Genomic DNA, 18,371 nt, shown 5'->3' with positions numbered 1-18,371 from the left:
ATTAGAGAACAACTATGCAACCAGGAAAAGGGTTTTTAGTCTGGCTGGCAGGGCTCAGCGTGTTGGGTTTTCTGGCAACCGACATGTATTTGCCCGCTTTTGCCGCCATTCAATCTGACCTGCAAACACCGGCCTCTGCCGTAAGCGCCAGCCTGAGTCTGTTTTTAGCAGGCTTTGCCGTCGCCCAACTGCTGTGGGGACCCCTCTCTGACCGTTATGGCCGTAAACCGATCCTGTTGCTGGGTCTGTCTGTCTTCGCCCTCGGTAGCCTGGGTATGCTGTGGGTGGAGAGCGCAACGGGCCTGTTAGTACTGCGTTTTATTCAGGCCGTGGGAGTCTGCGCGGCGACCGTCATCTGGCAGGCGCTGGTTACCGATTACTATCCTTCGCATAAAATTAACCGCATTTTCGCGACCATCATGCCGCTGGTCGGGCTGTCTCCTGCACTGGCGCCGTTATTAGGCAGTTGGATTCTGACCCATCTTTCCTGGCAGGCGATCTTTGCCACGCTGTTTTTCATCACGCTGCTGCTGATGCTGCCCGCCCTGTTTTTAAAGCCCACCACCCGGGCTCGCGATGACAGCAAGGACAAACTGACGTTCACCACCCTGCTGCGTGCGAAAGCGTACCGCGGCAACGTCCTGATTTACGCCGCCTGTTCTGCCAGCTTCTTTGCGTGGTTGACCGGTTCCCCGTTTATTTTGAGTGAAATGGGCTACAGCCCGGCGGTGATTGGGCTGAGCTACGTACCGCAGACCATTGCTTTTCTGATTGGCGGCTATGGCTGTCGCGCCGCGTTGCAAAAATGGCAGGGACAACAGCTCCTGCCCTGGCTGCTGGTTATCTATGCGCTGAGCGTGGTGGCAACCTGGGCGGCAAGTTTTATCCATCACATCACGCTTGCAGAGATCCTGATCCCCTTCTGCATAATGGCGATTGCCAACGGGGCTATTTACCCGATTGTGGTTGCCCAGGCGCTGCGTCCATTCCCGCAGGCGACGGGTCGTGCCGCAGCCCTGCAAAATACCCTGCAGTTGGGTCTGTGCTTCCTGGCAAGCCTGGTCGTTTCCTGGCTTATCAGCACACCGCTGTTGACCACGACCAGCGTGATGTTGTCTACGGTGGTACTGGCTGGACTGGGCTATAAGATGCAACTGCATCCTTCTAACGACAGTGCGCAGCATGATAATTGCGGGATTGCCCACAGCGAATCCCATTGATATCACTCATAATCACCGTTAATTAGTCGGCTAACAATTTTTGGTTGTATCATCGTTTTTTGAGGCCTATACTAAATTTCGGTTGTTAAAATTACGATAATTATTATGTGTTAACGGGAACCGGAGCGTTCCCGGTTCCCCATGGATGGCCTTTTCGGCAAGGGGTCCTCCCTTCCTCTGTTCTACGTCGGATAATAGACTCGCGGAATGTTTCCGTGAGATTTCTCACTAAGCCCAAAAAGCGTCTACGCTGTTTTAAGGTTCTGATCACCGACCAGTGATGGAGAAACTATGAGTTCATCGTGTATAGAAGAAGTCAGCGTACCGGATGACGACTGGTACCGTATCACTAACGAATTATTAAGCCGCGCGGGCATTGCCATCAACGGCTCTTCACCAGCAGATATACGCGTTAAAAACCCCGATTTTTTCAAACGCGTTTTACAAGAGGGGTCGCTCGGTCTGGGTGAGAGTTACATGGATGGCTGGTGGGAATGCGATCGGCTGGACCAGTTTTTTAGCAAAGTTCTGCGAGCAGGACTGGAAAACCAACTTCCCCATCATTTCAAAGATACCCTCCGCATCGCGGCCGCTCGCCTGTTCAATCTGCAAAGTAAAAAACGAGCGTGGATCGTCGGTAAAGAACATTACGATCTCGGCAACGATCTGTTCAGCCGTATGCTCGACCCTTTTATGCAGTATTCCTGCGCGTACTGGAAAGACGCGGATACTCTGGAGGCGGCGCAGCAGGCCAAACTGCGGTTAATCTGCGAGAAATTGCAACTGCAACCCGGTATGCGTGTGCTGGATATTGGCTGCGGCTGGGGGGGTTTATCGCACTATATGGCGACGCATTACGGCGTCAGTGTGGTTGGCGTGACGATTTCAGCCGAGCAACAGAAAATGGCTCAGGCCCGCTGTGCCGGGCTGGATGTGTCGATTCTGTTGCAGGATTATCGTGATTTGCACGATCAGTTTGACCGCATTGTCTCGGTAGGCATGTTTGAGCACGTCGGCCCTAAAAATTACGCGACCTATTTTGACGTGGTTGATCGCAATCTGAAACCCGAAGGGCTGTTCTTATTACATACCATCGGTTCGAAGAAAACCGACAATAATGTCGACCCGTGGATCAACAAGTATATCTTCCCGAATGGTTGCCTCCCGTCAGTACGTCAGATAGCCAACGCCAGTGAATCGCACTTTGTGATGGAAGACTGGCATAACTTCGGCGCGGATTACGACAAGACGCTGATGGCATGGTACGAGCGTTTTCTCGCTGCCTGGCCTGAAATTGCCGAGAACTATTCCGAGCGTTTTAAACGGATGTTCAGTTACTACCTCAACGCCTGCGCCGGCGCGTTCCGCGCCCGCGATATTCAGCTCTGGCAGGTGGTATTCTCGCGCGGCGTTGAAGACGGCCTCCGCGTAGCCCGCTAAACTTTCTTATGCCCCCGCCGTCTTGCGGGGGCTGGAGGGTTTTACGCTTCGCTGGCGGTTTTCGTTACCGCCGCTTCACGCGCAGCCAACACGCGTTCTACCGTATCCACCACCGCCTGCGTTTGCGGATCGATTTCGATATTGACGCGCGCGCCCAGTTTTTTCTTACCCAGCGTCGTGCGTTCCAGGGTTTCCGGAATGAGATGCACGCAAAAACGCGTCGCGGTGACTTCTCCGACGGTCAGGCTGATCCCATCAATCCCGATAAAACCTTTGTACAAGATGTATTTCATTAGCGTCGGATCCTGGACTTTGAACCAGATCTGACGGTTGTTTTCGGAGGTTAAAATCTTTGACACTTCCGCGGTGGTCATGATGTGACCGGACATCAGATGCCCGCCAATCTCATCGCTGAATTTTGCCGCACGCTCGACGTTAAGCAGGTCGCCCACCTTCAGATCGCCCAGATTGGTGATCCGCAGCGTTTCTTTCATCAAATCAAAGCTAATGCGATTGCCGTTAATTTCTGTGACGGTCAGGCAGCAGCCGTTATGCGCCACCGATGCGCCCGTTTCCAGCGCGTCCAGCATGTATTCAGGTAATTCCACTACATGGGTGCGAAAATTGGGTTTTTCATCGATCGACACCAGTTTTGCGGTGCCCTGTACAATACCTGTAAACATACCTGCAACTCCTGAATTCAGTTAAGCCATTTCTGCCTGCCACAATAGCAGTTGGAAAATCAGGTTGCCAGTGAAGTGCCCCTTGGCCTGTTTTTTTCACTGGTGAAATTAGCATTCATCGCTACAATAGACTGAAATTTCCCCTTACATCTTCTTCTTGCTGCCACCCGTGGCGGCTTTTTTAGTCTCTCAAATAAAAACAAAATGATAGGTGTACACGTGCAGAAGTATATCAGTGAAGCGCGTCAGTTATTGGCTCTGGCAATACCGGTGATTCTTGCGCAAATCGCCCAAACCGCAATGGGGTTCGTCGATACCGTGATGGCGGGTGGTTACAGCGCCACCGACATGGCGGCCGTCGCCATTGGCACCTCCATCTGGCTGCCCGCCATTCTGTTCGGCCACGGGTTGCTGCTGGCGCTGACTCCGGTGATTGCTCAGCTCAATGGTTCCGGACGCCGCGATCGCATTGCGCATCAGGTGCGTCAGGGCTTCTGGCTAGCGGGTTTCGTCTCACTGCTGATTATGATTGTGCTGTGGAACGCCGGTTATATCATCCGCTCTATGCATAACATCGATCCGGCCCTGGCGGATAAAGCCGTCGGTTACCTTCGTGCATTGTTATGGGGCGCACCGGGCTATCTGTTCTTCCAGGTTGCGCGTAACCAGTGCGAAGGTCTGGCGAAAACCAAACCCGGCATGGTGATGGGTTTTCTTGGCCTGCTGGTCAACATCCCGGTGAACTATATCTTTATCTATGGTCACTTCGGCATGCCGGAACTCGGCGGTGTCGGCTGCGGTGTGGCGACTGCGGCGGTCTATTGGGTGATGTTTAGCGCCATGCTCTGGTACGTGAAACATGCGCGTTCAATGCGCGATATCCGCAACGAACAGCGTTTCAGCAAGCCGGATAACGTGGTGATGAAGCGCCTGGTGCAACTGGGTCTGCCGATTGCGCTGGCACTGTTCTTTGAAGTCACATTGTTCGCCGTGGTGGCGCTCCTGGTTTCTCCGCTGGGCATTGTCGATGTCGCTGGTCACCAGATCGCCCTGAACTTCAGTTCGCTGATGTTTGTTTTGCCGATGTCACTGGCGGCGGCGGTCACTATTCGCGTGGGCTATCGTCTTGGACAAGGTTCAACGCTGGATGCGCAAACCGCCGCGCGTACTGGTTTAGGCGTTGGCGTCTGCATGGCGTGTCTGACGGCTATCTTTACCGTGACGCTGCGTGAGTACATCGCCCTGCTCTATAACGACAATCCTGAAGTGGTGACGCTGGCGGCGCAACTGATGCTGCTGGCGGCGGTTTATCAGATTTCGGACTCCATCCAGGTCATCGGCAGCGGGATCCTGCGTGGTTACAAAGATACGCGTTCGATTTTCTTTATCACCTTTACCGCCTACTGGGTGTTGGGATTACCGAGCGGTTATATTCTTGCCCTGACCGACCTGGTGGTGGACAGGATGGGGCCGGCTGGATTCTGGATGGGCTTTATCATCGGCCTGACGTCGGCGGCGGTTATGATGATGCTGCGAATGCGCTTCTTGCAACGTCTGCCTTCTACGGTGATTCTGCAGCGCGCTGCGCGATAAAACGACGATAGCCGCCAGCTGGCGGCTATTCTCTCGACATTTTGCGCACTTCCTCCGCAATCGAGTGAAATCCGGAAGAAAATTACCATTTCCCTCTTGCCACCTCCCGGCTCTGCCGCTAATATTCGTCCCCGTTGTCACACACAACGTTGCGTTCATAGCTCAGTTGGTTAGAGCACCACCTTGACATGGTGGGGGTCGTTGGTTCGAGTCCAATTGAACGCACCATTTTGCGTCCGTAGCTCAGTTGGTTAGAGCACCACCTTGACATGGTGGGGGTCGGTGGTTCGAGTCCACTCGGACGCACCATTTCACCGCCTGGTGATAGGGTGCCTGTTCTCTTTCCCTGCTCTCCTATTTTTCTCTGGTATTATTTCTCATCACTCAGTTTCGCGTAATAAAAATCAATAAATTACCCATTCATTGATTCATATTCCTGACTTGCGGGTATGGGGGAAGTCTTCGCTTACCTTCCCATTAACCGTGTTGTATTGATGCAGCTTATTAACTACTTTCACTCCTCGCTTGCCATGACCTCCACTGCAGCATGAATGGGGTTTGCGCGCCCTGATTCTGGTACACTCCCCGACATAGTGTCAGGGAGAAGAGTTCAGTTCATTGTCACTGTGAATGATCATTACGTCGTTGAATGGAGAATGGATATGCCGAAATTGTTACAACTTCACTTCGCTTTTACTGGCCCATTTGGCGCAGAAATGGCTGAGCAACTGCGTGGTCTGGCGGAGTCGATTAACCAGGAGCCGGGATTTATCTGGAAGGTGTGGACGGAGAGTGAGCAAAACAAGGAAGCGGGAGGGATCTATCTTTTCGAAAGCGAGGAGACCGCGCTGGCTTATCTGGATAAACATACCGCGCGTTTAAAAAACCTTGGCGTTGACGAAGTCATCGCGAAAGTGTTTGATGTGAATATTCCATTGAGCGAAATCAACAACGCCAGAGTGGTTTAATAATGCCGCAGAGGGGGATTTAACGTGACGCCAGGCTGGAGAGATATTTTTCCCCCGAGCGTTGCACGATTTGACTGGCATTGTGGGTAATATTCTGCCCTTCAAATGCCCCGTACAGACTGGAAAACGTCACCGTGTTTAACCGCTGGATGATCCCACCGACGGTTTTCGATGACAGCGGCAACATGTTCGGATAGCTCCACATAAACGACACCGCGTCAGCACCGGGAGTGACCTGCAAGATATCTCCGGCGAGGATCGTCCCTTCCCCCTCCTCCAGATACAGAACCGTTCCCCCCGCAAAATGGCCGCCCAGACGCAATAAGCTGACGCCAGGAAGCACGTTGTGTTCTTCCCCTTCCCATAGCCGAATCCAGGGGCTGTCGCGCATGATCCAGTCCCTGTCAGCCGCGTGGAGCCAGACGGGAGCGTCAAACGCCTCCGCCCAGTCCTGCATGGTGGTGTAGTAATGAGGATGCGAAATCGCGATGGCGCTCAATCCCCCCATAGCGCGGATGAGCGTTCGGGTTGCCGGATCCAGATTCGCAACGCAATCCCAAAGGATATTTCCCACCGGCGTCCTGAGCAGAAACGCCCGCTGGTTTATGGCAAAGGAAGGAACCGTTTTCAGACTGAAAAGTTGCGGCGTATGCTGCTGCCACTTATTGGTATGGCTGGCGATGAGCTCATCAAAGTCCATCCAGGCCTGCCCGGATACAGGGATATATTGCCGCTCATCGTCGCAGATTTTACAACGTTTAACGTTGCCGTGGTGGTTATCGTATGAGGTGCCACAGGCTTTACACAGCGTTATCATCGTCACTCCTTTCCTCACAATAAACACCGTTAAGTATGGCAGAGGACACCGCTCGTCAGGCACGTAAGCGATTCCAGACCGAAACATCCGGGCCTTCCTCAACTACACTGACATGATGTAACCGCAATCCCAGCGGCAAAATAAAAATAACAGGACGGACAGGAGTATGAAAAAAATCGCGATTATCGGAGCTGGCCCCACAGGCGTCTATACCTTTTTCTCATTACTAAAAGAGGAGCAGCCACTGGAGATCGTCGTTTTTGAACGCGGAAACCGGGCAGGAATTGGTATGCCTTACACCCATTCTGATAATAGTCCAATGATGTTGGCAAATATTGCCAGTATTGAGGTCCCACCTCTTTTTGACACCTGGCTTGAGTGGTTGCAAACCCAGGAAGCGCAGTACCTTGCACAGTTTGCCGTTAAGAAAGAAACGCTGCACCAGCGTCAGTTTCTGCCACGCATTCTGCTCGGCGACTATTTTCGCGCGCAGTTTTTGCAAGCCGTCCACCACGCAGAAAATCGAGGATTTAAGGTGAGGTTGTACGAATCCTGTGAAGTCACGGATGTCTCAGCTGTGTCCACTGGCGTACAACTCTGGACCGATCAACACACGGAGCCGCTGCATGTCGACTTAGCAGTGATTGCCACGGGACACGTCTGGCCGGACGATGACGAATCCACGCACGCATTTTATCCCAGCCCCTGGTCCGGCTTGATGGACGCGGACGTGCCCGCCGCCAGAGTGGGCATTCTTGGAACCTCATTGAGCGCTCTGGATGCCGCAATGGCGGTTGCGGTACAGCATGGAACCTTTCACGAAACAGAGGAACATCAGGTCAATTTCACACTGAATAAAGGCAGTGAAGCGCTGGAGATTACGCTGATGTCCCGTTCCGGCATTTTGCCGGAAGCCGACTTCTATTGTCCTATACCCTATGAACCGCTGGAGTACGTTACCGATGAGGCTATTCAGCGCGAAATCGCTGCCGGTTCAACAGAACTCCTCGATCGCGTTTTTAGACTGATGCAGCAAGAACTCGCCTTAGCCGATCCCAAATGGGCCAGGCAAATGTCGCTCTCCTCACTGGATGCGGATAGCTTTCCCGTCGCGGTGTTTGCCGACAGAGCGCGCAGCGATCCGTTCGAATGGGCGGCTGCAAATCTGAAAGAGGTCGACGAGAATAAGCGTAACAAACACACCGTTGCCTGGCGCTATACCTTGCTGCGTTTACATGAAAAGGTTCAGGAGATCGTTACGCACCTGAATGAACAGGATAGTGAACGATTTAACGTCGGTCTCGCTCGCGTATTTATTGATAATTATGCGGCGATCCCCTCAGAGTCAGTTCGCCGAATGCTGGCGTTGCACGCAGCCGGTATTCTGCGCATTCTCACGCTGGGACAGGATTACAGGAAAGAGATAAAAGCGGATCGCACTGAGATTACGACGCACAACGATCGCCTGTCCTTTGACGTATTCATCGATGCACGTGGCCAAAAACCCCTGAAGACCAAAGACTTACCGTTCCCGCGATTACGCCAGCAATTACTGTCGTGTGGAGATGCAATTCCGGACGTTGGTGACGATTACACGCTTCAGGCACCAGAGAACGTTCGCGGACGAATTGCCTTTGGTGCCTTGCCCTATTTAATGCACGATCGGCCCTTTATCCAGGGACTCGTCGCCTGCCAGGAAATTGGCAACGCGATGGCCAGGGCAGTATCAAAACCGGCTTCCCGCCTGCGCAGACGTTTATCGATTTACGATCGCTAACGCCGCACGCATTGTGGATGCATCCAGATTCCTATTTGCTCTATACTTGTCGGAAGTCAAAAACGAGCGAAGAAAGGTGAATAATGGAAATTGATCTCGATAATCTGGTCTTTAACGGACTGGAAGAGGCGCAGGAACGTAACGCTGAACGTCTGGACGATGCGGACAAAAAAGCAGAATCGGTGATTGCCGATGATGACTGCGGCGACGCCTGCAAAATCTGATTTGTTTCAGCCTACCGCGCAGTTCTGCGCGGTAGTTCCTTCAACGTCTTTTATTTCCTTTGCATCTCCGTGGTGAGTGCAGATTTCATTCCAGTACACCTCGCGCATCCGACGGTGTTCAGCGTGTTGTTTGATCACGAAACCACTCCGGGTCAATGTTAGCAATGTCCACGCCATACAGGCTGGCGACAGGAAGAATGGACTCCACAACGCGCTGCAGATTGACCTCTGCACCGGGCTGTCGGGTCCGCTTTGGCGTGATGGCAACTCGCATCCAACGACGCGCCATCTGCATGTTTACCTTCTCCATCTCCGGCTCCTCTGTTTTGTCAGGTGCTTTTCATTGCAGCGCAAACCGCACAAAAAATGAAATGCGAATTCTGCGCACCGTTATCTGTTTTTGTTCGTTAGTAACCCTTCGTTAACACACTGTTCACTAATAACTTTTTGCATATAAATAAGACTTTTTTCTTCTTTTGCTGCGGGTTCGGGTTGTGGGAGCGTAAAAGGACAAACCAATAATTTCAGGGATATCAAAGAAAATGATGGCAACGAAAACACAACGTACGAAAAAAACGATTCTCGCCCTCGGCGTCATGCTCGCCACGAGTTTTTTGAGCATTCAGGCGCAGGCCGATCAACTCGCTGATATCAAGGCCGCAGGCGTGGTCAAGGTTGCGACGTTTGACGCTAACCCGCCGTTTGGCTCCGTCGATGCGAAAACCCATCAGATCGTGGGTTACGATGTTGATTTCGCTCAGGCGCTGGCAGCATCGCTGGGTGTGAAACTGGAACTGGTCGCCACCAATCCCGCTAACCGTATTCCGCTGCTGCAATCGGGGAAAGCCGATCTGATCGTTGCTGATATTACGATCACCCCCGAGCGCGCCCAGGTCATCGACTTCTCTGTGCCCTACTTTGTCACCGGTCAGCAATTCCTGGTGCCTGCCTCGTCACCCGATAAGCTGGATGAGTACAGCCGCGCACGCATTGGCGCAGTGAAAGGAACCACCGGTGAGCAGGCGCTACATCAGCGGTTCCCGCAATCCCGCGTGCTGGCCTATGACGATATCCCGCTGGCGTTAACTGCCCTGCGCAACGGCAACGTGCAGGCTATCACTCAGGACTCCACTATCCTGGCGGGTTTGCTCAGTGGCGCACCGGACAAAGCGCAGTTTAAAATCCTGCCGGATTTACTCAGCAAAGAGGAAATCGGCGTGGGCGTGAAGAAAGGCGAACCGGCGTTGTTGAAAGCGGTTAACGATGAATTATTGCGACTCGAATCCAGTGGGCAGGCAGGCAAAATTTATGATGTCTGGTTTGGCCCGGAAACGAAAAATCCGCAGCCGCGCGCCTTTAAAATTGAGGCCAGATAAGATGCTGGCTGGTTTATTCACCCCGTCCGCAGCCGGAGCTGCGGATTTCCACACATTGCGCCAGGCGCGAGTTGAGTTACGCGACGTGGTGAAAGCGTACGGCGATCACCGGGTACTCAACGGCGTCAGTCTCACCGTCGAACCCGGTGAAGTTGTGACTATTCTTGGCCCCTCGGGATCGGGGAAATCGACTCTGATCCGCCTGATTAACCAACTGGAATCATTGAGTGGCGGCGATATCTTTATTGATGACAAACCGGTCGGTCAACTTAAGGGGGCCGCGCTGCGACAGCTGCGTAGCCGCATTGGTTTTGTATTCCAGCAGTTCAATCTGTATGCCCATCTGACGGCGCAGCAGAATATCACCCTCGCGCTGGAGTACGTCCACGGCTGGAATAAAACCGACGCCACACAACGCGCCTATGCCCTGCTGGAACAGGTCGGGCTGGAAGAGAAAGCGAGTGCTTATCCGGCACAGCTTTCCGGCGGTCAACAGCAGCGGGTGGCGATTGCCCGCGCGCTGGCCTCTTCGCCGCAAATTCTCCTGTTTGATGAGCCCACCTCTGCTCTCGATCCGGAAATGATCGGTGAGGTGTTACAGGTCATGAAACGTCTGGCGCACAGCGGTATTACAATGATTGTGGTCACCCACGAGATGCATTTTGCCCGTGAAATCGCCGACCGGGTGGTGTTTATCGACGGCGGCGATATTCTCGAAATCGCCTCCCCGGAGGCCTTTTTTACCCGGCCGCAGCACCCGCGCACCCAGCGTTTTCTGCAAAAAGTGCTGGATCCGTTGCATCAGGAGTTATCACGATAATGCCGTCAATGGACTGGCAGGGAGTGCTCACCGGCCTGCCCCTGCAATGGATCCTCTCCGGATTTCTCACCACGCTGTGGGTCAGCGCCGCAGGCATTTTCCTCGCCACGCTGTTGGCCATCTTGCTGTTAGCCCTTCGTCTTTCCGGCCATCGCATGGGCCGTCGCCTGGTGGCTGGTTGGGTATCGCTGTTTCGTAACACCCCGCTGCTGGTCCAGTTGCTGTTCTGGTACTTCGCTGGCTGGAACCTGCTGCCGCGCAGTTTTATTGCTTTTGTCAACGCAGAGCATGGCTGGTCAATCCTGCCCGGCAACGTCTGGTGGCTGACCCCCGAGTTTCTTTGCTCAGCGTGGGGACTCGGCGTCTTTACCTCGGCATTCCTGGTCGAAGAAGTCGCATCCGGATTGGAGGCGGTCTCCGCCGGACAACGCGAAGCCGCGATCTCACAGGGATTTTCCTCATGGCAGACCTTCCGCCATATCCTGCTGCTGCAGGGACTAACCAATGCCTGGCAACCTGTGGTGGGGCAATATCTCAACCTGATGAAACTATCGTCATTAGCCAGCGGGATTGGCTTTGCGGAACTGACCTACCAGGTTCGCCAGATTGAAAGCTACAACGCCCATGCGCTGGAGGCCTTTGCCGTGGGCACTGCGCTTTATCTGTTCACCGGCGTGGCGTTCGGTCTGCTGTTGACCCATCTGGGGCCCGCCCCCCGACTGGAAAAAAAGTCGCAACTCCGCCGGTTCCGGTTCAGGAGTCCCCAGCATGATCGCTAATATTGCGGTGATAACCGACAATCTGGATTATCTTCTGTGGGGACGACTGGCCGACGGTCAACCTGGCGGTGTATTGTTGACCCTGATGATGGCGCTGGGTGCGGCGGTGCTGGCCTTACCTGCCGGTATTGCCCTTGCCGCTCTCGCCTGGCGTTTTCCGGGCGTCATCCGTAAGGGATTGTTCATCTGGGCAGAGCTCATACGCGGGATACCACTGATCTTCGTTATTTTCTGGATGTGGTATCTGCTCCCTATGCTTACCGGCAGCGATCTGCCCGGTGCGGCAACGGTGACGCTGGCGCTGGCCTGGTTTACCGCTGCGTCGGTGATGCATTCTGTGTACGCGGGACTCAACGCACTACCCGCCGGACAATATGATGCGGCAATGGCGCAGGGTTTTAGCCCTGTTCAGGCATTAAGAAGGGTTCTGCTACCGCAGGTGTTACGCCATATCCTGCCCTCCCTGACCGGGATATGCATTGGTCTGCTGAAGGACACATCGCTGGCGTTTATCGTCAACGTGCCGGAACTGACGACGGTGGCGGGACAGGTTAACAGCCGGGAACAGATTTACCCGGCGGCTATCTTCATCTTTACGGGCCTGGTCTACTATCTGCTTTGCTACGGGCTGGAGAAAGCGACCCGGCGACGGTTTGCGCTTCGTTGAACGATCAGCACTCAACAAACTGGTGCGCGTCGTCGAGTCGGTATTTCACACCGGCGCGGATCCCGGCTTCACCTTCAACCGCGACGGCGAAACGCATGCGTTTGCCGTCATGATACGCCAGCGCCGCGCAGCCGCCCGGTCCCAGCACGACGGAATCCACTACCCCGCTACTGGCAACGATCGCGTTATCGCCGTTACAGATGATATGCACATTATCGCCGCTGTTAGCGATTTTCGTATTGGCGCCAAAGCTCACTATCTGGCTCAGGTCACCGTTACTGGCGACATGATTTCTTTCACCGAGCGAACTCACCCGCACACGCATCCCGCTGCTGGCGATCCGCGTTCCGTTACCGGCGCTGCTGATTCGCGTGGAATTTCCTGCGGCGGCCAGCCGCGCGCGATCCCCGGAACTGCTGATATGGCTGTTGTAGCCAACGCTGCCAATGCGCACGCAGTATCCCGCACTGGCAATTTGTGACGCATAGCCTGCGCTGGCGATCTTCATGTTATCACCCGCACAGCCCAGATTCGCGTTATCACCCGCGTTCGCCACCTGCTGATCGCCCATTGAGGCGTCTGGCCGCGCCAGTCGCGACATGGCGGAGATATCCTGGCGGGCAAAATTTTCTTCATCCAGCCAGCGCGACCAGGCGTATTCCACCAGGCTGTTCGCCCAGTCGAGATAACCTTCGCGACTCAACGCCCGATGCACATCAGCGTAGTTGCCGCCTTCAGGAAAACGGCGCAGAAACCAGCGGTACATCACCGCGCCAACCCGCCAGTTGCGTATATCTTCCCGCGTGATCAGCATACGTTAATGCCGGTGATAGCCATCGACCATGCAGCGGAACGTTTCGCCAGGCGTGCGGCCCGTAGTGCACAGGTAGAGGTGACCAAAAATAAAGAACAGGCTGATGATTGCCAGCGCGAAATGCGCCTGCAACAACCAGTAGCGTACGCCGGGGAACAGGTCGCCCACGACCTGCGGATAGAGCGCCAACAATCCGCTCAGCAGCAACAATGGCAACAATCCGTACATCACCCCGACATAGGCCGCCTGCTGTAACGGATTAAACTTCGAACGCGGTGTTGCCGGGAACGGATGCGCTTCCCCCTGCATAATGCCAAACAGATAGAAACGGGTCTGTTTCATCGCTCGCGCCACCCAACCCTGGGGACGGATAATGTAATGATGACCGTTCCCGCCCAACGCATTGATCAGCACGAAACCGACCCAGCACGCCAGCAGCAAAAATCCGCAGACTTCGTGCACCGTCAGCAAGCTTTTCATTACCGTCGCGCTGACCAGAGAGAAATGGTTGATTAGCCCGCTACCGAGCAGGAGTAAAAACAGCAAGGCATTCGACCAGTGCCACAAGCGTACCGCGCGAGAATACAGGTAAACCTTCTCACCATGCCCGGCGGCTGCCTTGTTGGCCGCGCGAAAGCGAAACCAGGCGTGTAACCCCAGCACCAGCCACATCGCTACCAGCAGAAGTCCGGCGATCACCAGCCAGACGGGCCAATACTCGGGAGAAAATACCGGCACATAATTTGCCAGTTGGGCCTGGAACTGTTCAGCATTCTGCGACGCGTTCATACATTATCCTTTTTAATCAAATGTTGACCGAACCGACGATACAGATGGGGTTTGCCCGCGCCCGGAAGTTGATACTGGTAATAGTTATTTTCCTGTAGCCAACGCTGGATGTCCGGGCTGTCTTCGCGTCCAAACAGCAGCGCATGTTCCGGGCAGGCGGTCACGCAAATGGGCGGAAAACCTTTTGCCAGTCGCGACTCGGCGCAAAAATCGCATTTGTCCGCTACTTTGGTTTGCGGATTCAGGTAACGCACCTGATAGGGGCACGCGCCGATGCAGTAACTACAGCCAATGCAGCGCGAACTGTCGACACGAACGATCCCGTTCTCATCGCGCCACGACGCACCGGTCGGGCAAACCTCAATGCAGGGGGCATCATCGCAGTGCTGGCAGGACTGACGGAAGTAGTGATACAGCGTCTCGTTGTCATTATCTGAAACGGGAATATGCGCAATCGACAGGCGACTTCCCTGCGCGGGAACATGATTCGTTTTGCGACAGGCGCGGGTACAGATGTTACAGCCATTACATCGCGATTCATCATGGATCATGACGTAACGAACGGGGCCGCTGGCTGTTGTCTTCGCCAGCAGCGTCTGGCCGGGTCCGCTGAAGAAAATGACCGTTCCCATGCCAAGCACAAATTTTCGTCGAGTGAAGGACATCTTGTTATCCTCTAATGCTGTGGTCGCGCTCGTCCACGCTTTCCATGAATTCAGGGATTCTGAAACTGCTCAACTTCCAGCCATTCGCACAAGCCGTATGCTTTGCCGTAACTCATAAAGCGTTCGCTGAATAAATACGGCACGTCGTTCGACGACGAGACCGGGCGAATATCGGCATAGTCGGGGTGCGTTTCAATCGCGGCCAGCGCGGCTTCTATCTGCTCAGGCGCGAAACCGTAAGGCGATTGTTCCAGCATGGCGATTTTGTACGGACGCGGATAGGTCTGACAGTCAAAGCGCACCGCCAGTGCGATTGCCCGACAGATATCCTTTTCCACCACCTGAACACACATGCCGGCATAGTTGGCGGTCATGGTCTGGGTTGAGTAGTAATATTCATCCTGAGAGCCCTGCACACAGGCGATATCCTCGCCGGCGAGCCCCTCTTTGAGCGTGTCCAGTAGCGGTGTGAGCGCCGCCTCTTCTACGGAGTACGGCGGCTGCAAGAACAGCTCGCGCGCGACAAGCTGGCCGTTCGCCGAATGCTGGCGGATAAAATCCGCCATAATCTCAGCAGGGCTTTCTGCTACCGCCTGTTCATCCGCGCAGGCTATCGGCTCATGTCGCCCCTGCAACCACTGCCGCTTTTCGAGATCGACATCCGGCGCGATAAGTTGGCTCACTTCCTCTGGTTGGCTCATTTTTTTTCCTTACGCCGGCAACAGATTCTGCGCGGCCAGGTCATCGGCGACATCTTCCAGGCCGAGTCGATTCAACGTCTCACGCGTCGGGCAGCCCAATTCAGGGTGCCAGCCCATCTCTTTATAAAACAGCGTCAGGGATTCACGCATATCGTCGCGGTCCATCTTGTCGGTGCCTTCGCTAAAGACCGGAATCTTCGGATCCTTATCAAACACCCACGAGCAGATCAGATCGTGCGCATTGCGCATATCGTTGGTCTGCATCAGTTTCACCGTGTAGGCGCGATGTAGAGTGAAGATACGTTCTGCGGCTAAATCGAGACTGGCCTGAGTGGTTTCATCACCGGTTACGGCCTGAAAGAATTTGGCTTCCAGATCGAGATCCCCGCGATAGTTGCGACTTTTCAGCGGCGACACGGTCATCGGCCAGACCCAGTTACACAGCGTGACGGCGTTATGCAGGCACACTTTCAGCAACGTCCATTTGGCATATTTAATTTTTGCCGCGTTGATGGGCGTGTAATTTTTCGTTTCATCGTAGGCGTCTGGTGAACCAAACAGTTCCGCGGCGACTTCCCGCTGGAGTGTTAAAGGCAAACCCGAGCCGATGAAATTGATGTGGGTGTGGGTCATACAATCGCGGTTGAACATGCAGTTGGTGATGGCCCCCACCTGCGCCGAGGCTTCGTTGGCGTGGTGAACCGGAAAACCAAACGGTGACCACAGTTTATTTTTTTCATACGCCCAGTATTCATCACCCAGTTGCCAGCGCTCGGCAATGGCATACGACCCATCCGCCAGATGGCTAAGTTCACCCACGCGATGCGCCAGACGATAATAGAAATCCTTGATGAAATTCGGATCGCCCGCTTCCAGTTGATCCCAGCGGATCTGGGCATATTCTTCCGCCGGCAGGACGCGTTTAAACACCCCTTTGCTGTAGCAATACGTAAAGTCGCGGTGCAACTGGCCGTAGTTACACCAGATACCGTAGTCATCAAACAGATTCAGACCCACCAGGTTGCCGATGACCCGGCCATCGCCTTTGTCTTCAAAGTCCTTCGGACCGTTCGGGAAAATGGTGGTATGGACGAAGTTCGCCACGCAGGTATTCCCGCCGGTGCTCGGCACGCCAAAGTCCTTCACGCGAGGAATGTTCATCTGCGTCATGCAGCGAATCGGACAAGAATGGCAGCCGCTCATTTTCACCGTGTACTTTTCCGCTGCCGGACCTAAATCGAAGACCGATTTGTAGGTCCTGAAGCCGACGGTGTTCTGATTACCCGGCGGGATCTCGCCGGTCTCGATCGGCCCACCTTCCGCCGCGCCCCAGAACAACCCTTTGCGTGCAGTCCAGCGTGACGCGGGCGAGGAATATTCCGCCCATGCCTGCGGTGTGCTGGGCACAACATGGTTATTATTCGCGCCAATCAGCTCCGTCATCATGTAATCATTCAACCGCTTCATCTCTTTGCGATCGGCAATGTTGACACCTTTGGTCCCTTCCACGGCGATGGCTTTCAGATTTTTCGACCCCATCACCGCGCCGGTCCCTGCGCCACCGCTGTGGTTGCGGCTATTGAGCATACAGGAGAGCGGCACGAGGTTTTCACCCGCCTGACCAATCGCCGCCACGCAGGTTTCTGGTGACGTCATCCGGCAAATTTCTTCCGTGGTTGCACGGGTGCCTTTCCCCCACAGAAAATCGGCTTTTTCAATCGTGACCTTGTCGTCTTTAATATTGAGCCAGACGGGGGATGCCGCCTTGCCTTCAATGATGATGGCGTCATAGCCGGCAAATTTCATTTGTGCGGCAAAAAAACCGCCCATATGTGCATCGACAACCAGATTGCCTTTTGTGAATGTAGAGAGCGACGTGATATTAACGCGAGAACTGCATGGAGCGCCGGATCCGGTAAGCGGTCCCGTCGCAAAAACTAATTTATTGCCTTCATCAAAGGGTTTAGTGCCAGCGGGAACTTCGTCGTACATAATTTTGTAGCCGAACCCCATACCGCCGACAAATTTTTTAAATTTACTGGAATCTTCAAGGGTAATATCGCCTGTTGTAAGATTGACCCGTAAAATATTACCTGTCCAACCGTTAGCCATAATGTTTTCCTTTGCAAGATTCAAACAGTAATATCTTTCCACTCGATGATTTTTAATGCCCCGGTCGGGCAGGCACTGGCGCACTCACCGCATAACACACATTTTGATGATTTCTTCGTTTCGGTATTGACGGTGGCCATCATCCAGGGACACGCGGTAGTACAGGCGCTGCAACCGATACAACGTCGGTGGTCAACGGCAATGCAACCGTCTTCCTGGCTCCAGGTAATCGCCCCAATGGGGCACACCTTCATGCACTGCGGATCTTTGCACTGACGACAGGTGTCCGGGGTGTAGTTCAGATCGCCATACAGGCCGCCGCCGGAGCCTGGTCCCTTGTCGCCAAAGAAATAATGACGGTGAATTTTAATGCGGGAAAAGAAGGTGCCGACGGCACCATCATTGTAATTGGTACAAGAAATTTCACACCGATGGCAACCGGTACAGCGGGCGCGTTGGGTTACCAGCACCCCTTTCGGCGTGGAGATCAACCCCACGGTGCCGCTATCGATATCTTCTTGCTTACAGCCAAAAAGTGACAGTAACGCGGGCGCGATGGTTAACCCTGCCAGGCCTTTTCCTGATATACGCAGGAATTCCAGCCGCGTTAAGCCAGTATCTAATAATGGACGATCAACCTGGTTCATTTATTTTGCATCCTCTTCGCAAACGCAGTGCCGACAACACGTCCCAGGCTGATGCTAATTATGCTGAAACAGAGCCTCTGATGTTGCCTCCCACAGCTGAAGTTCTGCCATAACCGGATTGCATAAATAACGCAACTTAACGCAAATAAACTAATCCTTTAGGGTTAGGCGAAATAAATAATGGGAGTTATTGGTAGGTATGACTTTGATCATTATCAATTAAAAATGGGAAGGGAAATATTAAATGCGTAGTGATATTTATTATCATAAAGACAGTGA

General features: G+C 53.9%; 19 protein-coding genes and 2 tRNA genes. 12 read left to right on the top strand and 9 right to left on the bottom strand.

Features of this window, described 5'->3' with window-relative positions; all coding sequences use genetic code 11:
- The first annotated feature begins 14 nt into the window (after positions 1-14).
- Both punC and cfa read left to right on the top strand, forming a co-directional pair.
- On the top strand, positions 15-1,220 hold the full coding sequence (gene punC, locus ACQ0PY_RS11110) for a purine nucleoside transporter PunC (protein ID WP_109740210.1): 1,206 nt from the start codon (positions 15-17) through the stop codon (positions 1,218-1,220).
- A gap of 291 nt (positions 1,221-1,511) precedes the next feature.
- Positions 1,512-2,660 (top strand): cyclopropane fatty acyl phospholipid synthase, encoded by a 1,149-nt coding sequence (cfa, locus tag ACQ0PY_RS11105; RefSeq protein ID WP_043000816.1) that lies wholly within the window; start codon positions 1,512-1,514, stop codon positions 2,658-2,660.
- 41 nt (positions 2,661-2,701) lie between these two features.
- Here cfa and ACQ0PY_RS11100 read toward each other — a convergent pair whose 3' ends face one another.
- Complete coding sequence (locus ACQ0PY_RS11100) at positions 2,702-3,343, bottom strand: riboflavin synthase (protein WP_043000817.1); 642 nt, start codon at positions 3,341-3,343, stop codon at positions 2,702-2,704.
- Positions 3,344-3,562: 219 nt separating this feature from the next.
- Between ACQ0PY_RS11100 and mdtK the strand changes: the two genes are divergently transcribed.
- The 4 genes from mdtK (at position 3,563) to ACQ0PY_RS11080 (ending at position 5,904) form a co-directional block, all read left to right on the top strand.
- Positions 3,563-4,936, top strand: coding sequence for a multidrug efflux MATE transporter MdtK (gene mdtK, locus ACQ0PY_RS11095; RefSeq protein ID WP_109740625.1), 1,374 nt, complete (start codon positions 3,563-3,565; stop codon positions 4,934-4,936).
- A gap of 151 nt (positions 4,937-5,087) precedes the next feature.
- Positions 5,088-5,164 (top strand) — tRNA-Val (locus ACQ0PY_RS11090).
- 4 nt (positions 5,165-5,168) lie between these two features.
- Positions 5,169-5,245, top strand: a tRNA-Val gene (locus ACQ0PY_RS11085).
- Between the two features lie 353 nt (positions 5,246-5,598).
- A complete protein-coding gene (locus tag ACQ0PY_RS11080) occupies positions 5,599-5,904 on the top strand; it encodes a monooxygenase (RefSeq protein ID WP_044265388.1) in 306 nt (101 codons plus the stop codon).
- A gap of 19 nt (positions 5,905-5,923) precedes the next feature.
- Here the strand turns inward: ACQ0PY_RS11080 and ACQ0PY_RS11075 are convergent, their stop codons facing one another.
- The gene (locus ACQ0PY_RS11075; RefSeq protein WP_043000819.1) at positions 5,924-6,721 is read right to left on the bottom strand and encodes an MBL fold metallo-hydrolase; all 798 of its coding nucleotides are present in this window, start codon (positions 6,719-6,721) and stop codon (positions 5,924-5,926) included.
- Positions 6,722-6,887: 166 nt separating this feature from the next.
- On the opposite strand from ACQ0PY_RS11075, the gene ACQ0PY_RS11070 reads away from it, so the two are divergent.
- A complete protein-coding gene (locus ACQ0PY_RS11070) occupies positions 6,888-8,498 on the top strand; it encodes an FAD-NAD(P)-binding protein (RefSeq protein WP_090050041.1) in 1,611 nt (536 codons plus the stop codon).
- 83 nt (positions 8,499-8,581) lie between these two features.
- A complete protein-coding gene (locus ACQ0PY_RS11065; protein ID WP_090050030.1) occupies positions 8,582-8,722 on the top strand; it encodes a hypothetical protein in 141 nt (46 codons plus the stop codon).
- Between the two features lie 118 nt (positions 8,723-8,840).
- On the opposite strand, the gene ACQ0PY_RS11060 is transcribed toward ACQ0PY_RS11065, so the two are convergent.
- A complete protein-coding gene (locus ACQ0PY_RS11060) occupies positions 8,841-9,032 on the bottom strand; it encodes a hypothetical protein (protein WP_044265393.1) in 192 nt (63 codons plus the stop codon).
- Between the two features lie 232 nt (positions 9,033-9,264).
- On the opposite strand from ACQ0PY_RS11060, the gene ACQ0PY_RS11055 reads away from it, so the two are divergent.
- The 4 genes from ACQ0PY_RS11055 to ACQ0PY_RS11040 are packed head-to-tail and all read left to right on the top strand — an operon-like array spanning position 9,265 to position 12,364.
- On the top strand, positions 9,265-10,098 hold the full coding sequence (locus tag ACQ0PY_RS11055; RefSeq protein WP_043000822.1) for an ABC transporter substrate-binding protein: 834 nt from the start codon (positions 9,265-9,267) through the stop codon (positions 10,096-10,098).
- Position 10,099: 1 nt separating this feature from the next.
- Positions 10,100-10,918 (top strand): amino acid ABC transporter ATP-binding protein, encoded by an 819-nt coding sequence (locus ACQ0PY_RS11050; protein WP_090050027.1) that lies wholly within the window; start codon positions 10,100-10,102, stop codon positions 10,916-10,918.
- Positions 10,915-11,697, top strand: coding sequence for an amino acid ABC transporter permease (locus ACQ0PY_RS11045; protein WP_162300702.1), 783 nt, complete (start codon positions 10,915-10,917; stop codon positions 11,695-11,697). The genes ACQ0PY_RS11050 and ACQ0PY_RS11045 overlap by 4 nt, the downstream gene beginning before the upstream one ends.
- Positions 11,687-12,364 carry an amino acid ABC transporter permease gene (locus ACQ0PY_RS11040; RefSeq protein ID WP_109740208.1) on the top strand — a complete coding sequence of 226 codons (678 nt, stop codon included), beginning with the start codon at positions 11,687-11,689 and terminating at the stop codon, positions 12,362-12,364. The genes ACQ0PY_RS11045 and ACQ0PY_RS11040 overlap by 11 nt, the downstream gene beginning before the upstream one ends.
- Before the next feature lie 4 nt (positions 12,365-12,368).
- On the opposite strand, the gene ydhT is transcribed toward ACQ0PY_RS11040, so the two are convergent.
- Genes ydhT through ACQ0PY_RS11010 form a run of 6 tightly spaced genes read right to left on the bottom strand, consistent with a single transcriptional unit; the run spans position 12,369 to position 18,092 of the window.
- Positions 12,369-13,178 (bottom strand): protein YdhT, encoded by an 810-nt coding sequence (ydhT, locus tag ACQ0PY_RS11035; RefSeq protein WP_109740207.1) that lies wholly within the window; start codon positions 13,176-13,178, stop codon positions 12,369-12,371.
- A 3-nt stretch (positions 13,179-13,181) separates the two neighbouring features.
- Positions 13,182-13,967 carry a thiosulfate reductase cytochrome B subunit gene (gene phsC, locus ACQ0PY_RS11030; RefSeq protein ID WP_109740206.1) on the bottom strand — a complete coding sequence of 262 codons (786 nt, stop codon included), beginning with the start codon at positions 13,965-13,967 and terminating at the stop codon, positions 13,182-13,184.
- A complete protein-coding gene (locus ACQ0PY_RS11025; RefSeq protein WP_044326967.1) occupies positions 13,964-14,632 on the bottom strand; it encodes a 4Fe-4S dicluster domain-containing protein in 669 nt (222 codons plus the stop codon). The genes phsC and ACQ0PY_RS11025 overlap by 4 nt, the downstream gene beginning before the upstream one ends.
- Before the next feature lie 50 nt (positions 14,633-14,682).
- Complete coding sequence (locus ACQ0PY_RS11020) at positions 14,683-15,333, bottom strand: YdhW family putative oxidoreductase system protein (RefSeq protein ID WP_044254721.1); 651 nt, start codon at positions 15,331-15,333, stop codon at positions 14,683-14,685.
- 9 nt (positions 15,334-15,342) lie between these two features.
- The gene (locus ACQ0PY_RS11015; protein WP_043000828.1) at positions 15,343-17,445 is read right to left on the bottom strand and encodes an aldehyde ferredoxin oxidoreductase; all 2,103 of its coding nucleotides are present in this window, start codon (positions 17,443-17,445) and stop codon (positions 15,343-15,345) included.
- 20 nt (positions 17,446-17,465) lie between these two features.
- The gene (locus ACQ0PY_RS11010; RefSeq protein WP_043000829.1) at positions 17,466-18,092 is read right to left on the bottom strand and encodes a ferredoxin-like protein; all 627 of its coding nucleotides are present in this window, start codon (positions 18,090-18,092) and stop codon (positions 17,466-17,468) included.
- Positions 18,093-18,371 lie beyond the last annotated feature (279 nt).

Source organism: Citrobacter sp. LST-B2, from assembly GCF_057983045.1.
This window is presented reverse-complemented; position numbering and strand designations above follow the sequence as displayed.

Coding starts and splice junctions, on each gene's coding strand:
- punC (WP_109740210.1), top strand. CDS start 15: ATGCAACCAGGAAAAGGGTTTTTAGTCTGGCTGGCAGGGCTCAGCGTG.
- cfa (WP_043000816.1), top strand. CDS start 1,512: ATGAGTTCATCGTGTATAGAAGAAGTCAGCGTACCGGATGACGACTGG.
- ACQ0PY_RS11100 (WP_043000817.1), bottom strand. CDS start 3,343: ATGTTTACAGGTATTGTACAGGGCACCGCAAAACTGGTGTCGATCGAT.
- ACQ0PY_RS11080 (WP_044265388.1), top strand. CDS start 5,599: ATGCCGAAATTGTTACAACTTCACTTCGCTTTTACTGGCCCATTTGGC.
- ACQ0PY_RS11075 (WP_043000819.1), bottom strand. CDS start 6,721: ATGATAACGCTGTGTAAAGCCTGTGGCACCTCATACGATAACCACCAC.
- ACQ0PY_RS11070 (WP_090050041.1), top strand. CDS start 6,888: ATGAAAAAAATCGCGATTATCGGAGCTGGCCCCACAGGCGTCTATACC.
- ACQ0PY_RS11065 (WP_090050030.1), top strand. CDS start 8,582: ATGGAAATTGATCTCGATAATCTGGTCTTTAACGGACTGGAAGAGGCG.
- ACQ0PY_RS11060 (WP_044265393.1), bottom strand. CDS start 9,032: ATGGAGAAGGTAAACATGCAGATGGCGCGTCGTTGGATGCGAGTTGCC.
- ACQ0PY_RS11055 (WP_043000822.1), top strand. CDS start 9,265: ATGATGGCAACGAAAACACAACGTACGAAAAAAACGATTCTCGCCCTC.
- ACQ0PY_RS11050 (WP_090050027.1), top strand. CDS start 10,100: ATGCTGGCTGGTTTATTCACCCCGTCCGCAGCCGGAGCTGCGGATTTC.
- ACQ0PY_RS11040 (WP_109740208.1), top strand. CDS start 11,687: ATGATCGCTAATATTGCGGTGATAACCGACAATCTGGATTATCTTCTG.
- ydhT (WP_109740207.1), bottom strand. CDS start 13,178: ATGCTGATCACGCGGGAAGATATACGCAACTGGCGGGTTGGCGCGGTG.
- phsC (WP_109740206.1), bottom strand. CDS start 13,967: ATGAACGCGTCGCAGAATGCTGAACAGTTCCAGGCCCAACTGGCAAAT.
- ACQ0PY_RS11025 (WP_044326967.1), bottom strand. CDS start 14,632: ATGTCCTTCACTCGACGAAAATTTGTGCTTGGCATGGGAACGGTCATT.
- ACQ0PY_RS11020 (WP_044254721.1), bottom strand. CDS start 15,333: ATGAGCCAACCAGAGGAAGTGAGCCAACTTATCGCGCCGGATGTCGAT.
- ACQ0PY_RS11015 (WP_043000828.1), bottom strand. CDS start 17,445: ATGGCTAACGGTTGGACAGGTAATATTTTACGGGTCAATCTTACAACA.
- ACQ0PY_RS11010 (WP_043000829.1), bottom strand. CDS start 18,092: ATGAACCAGGTTGATCGTCCATTATTAGATACTGGCTTAACGCGGCTG.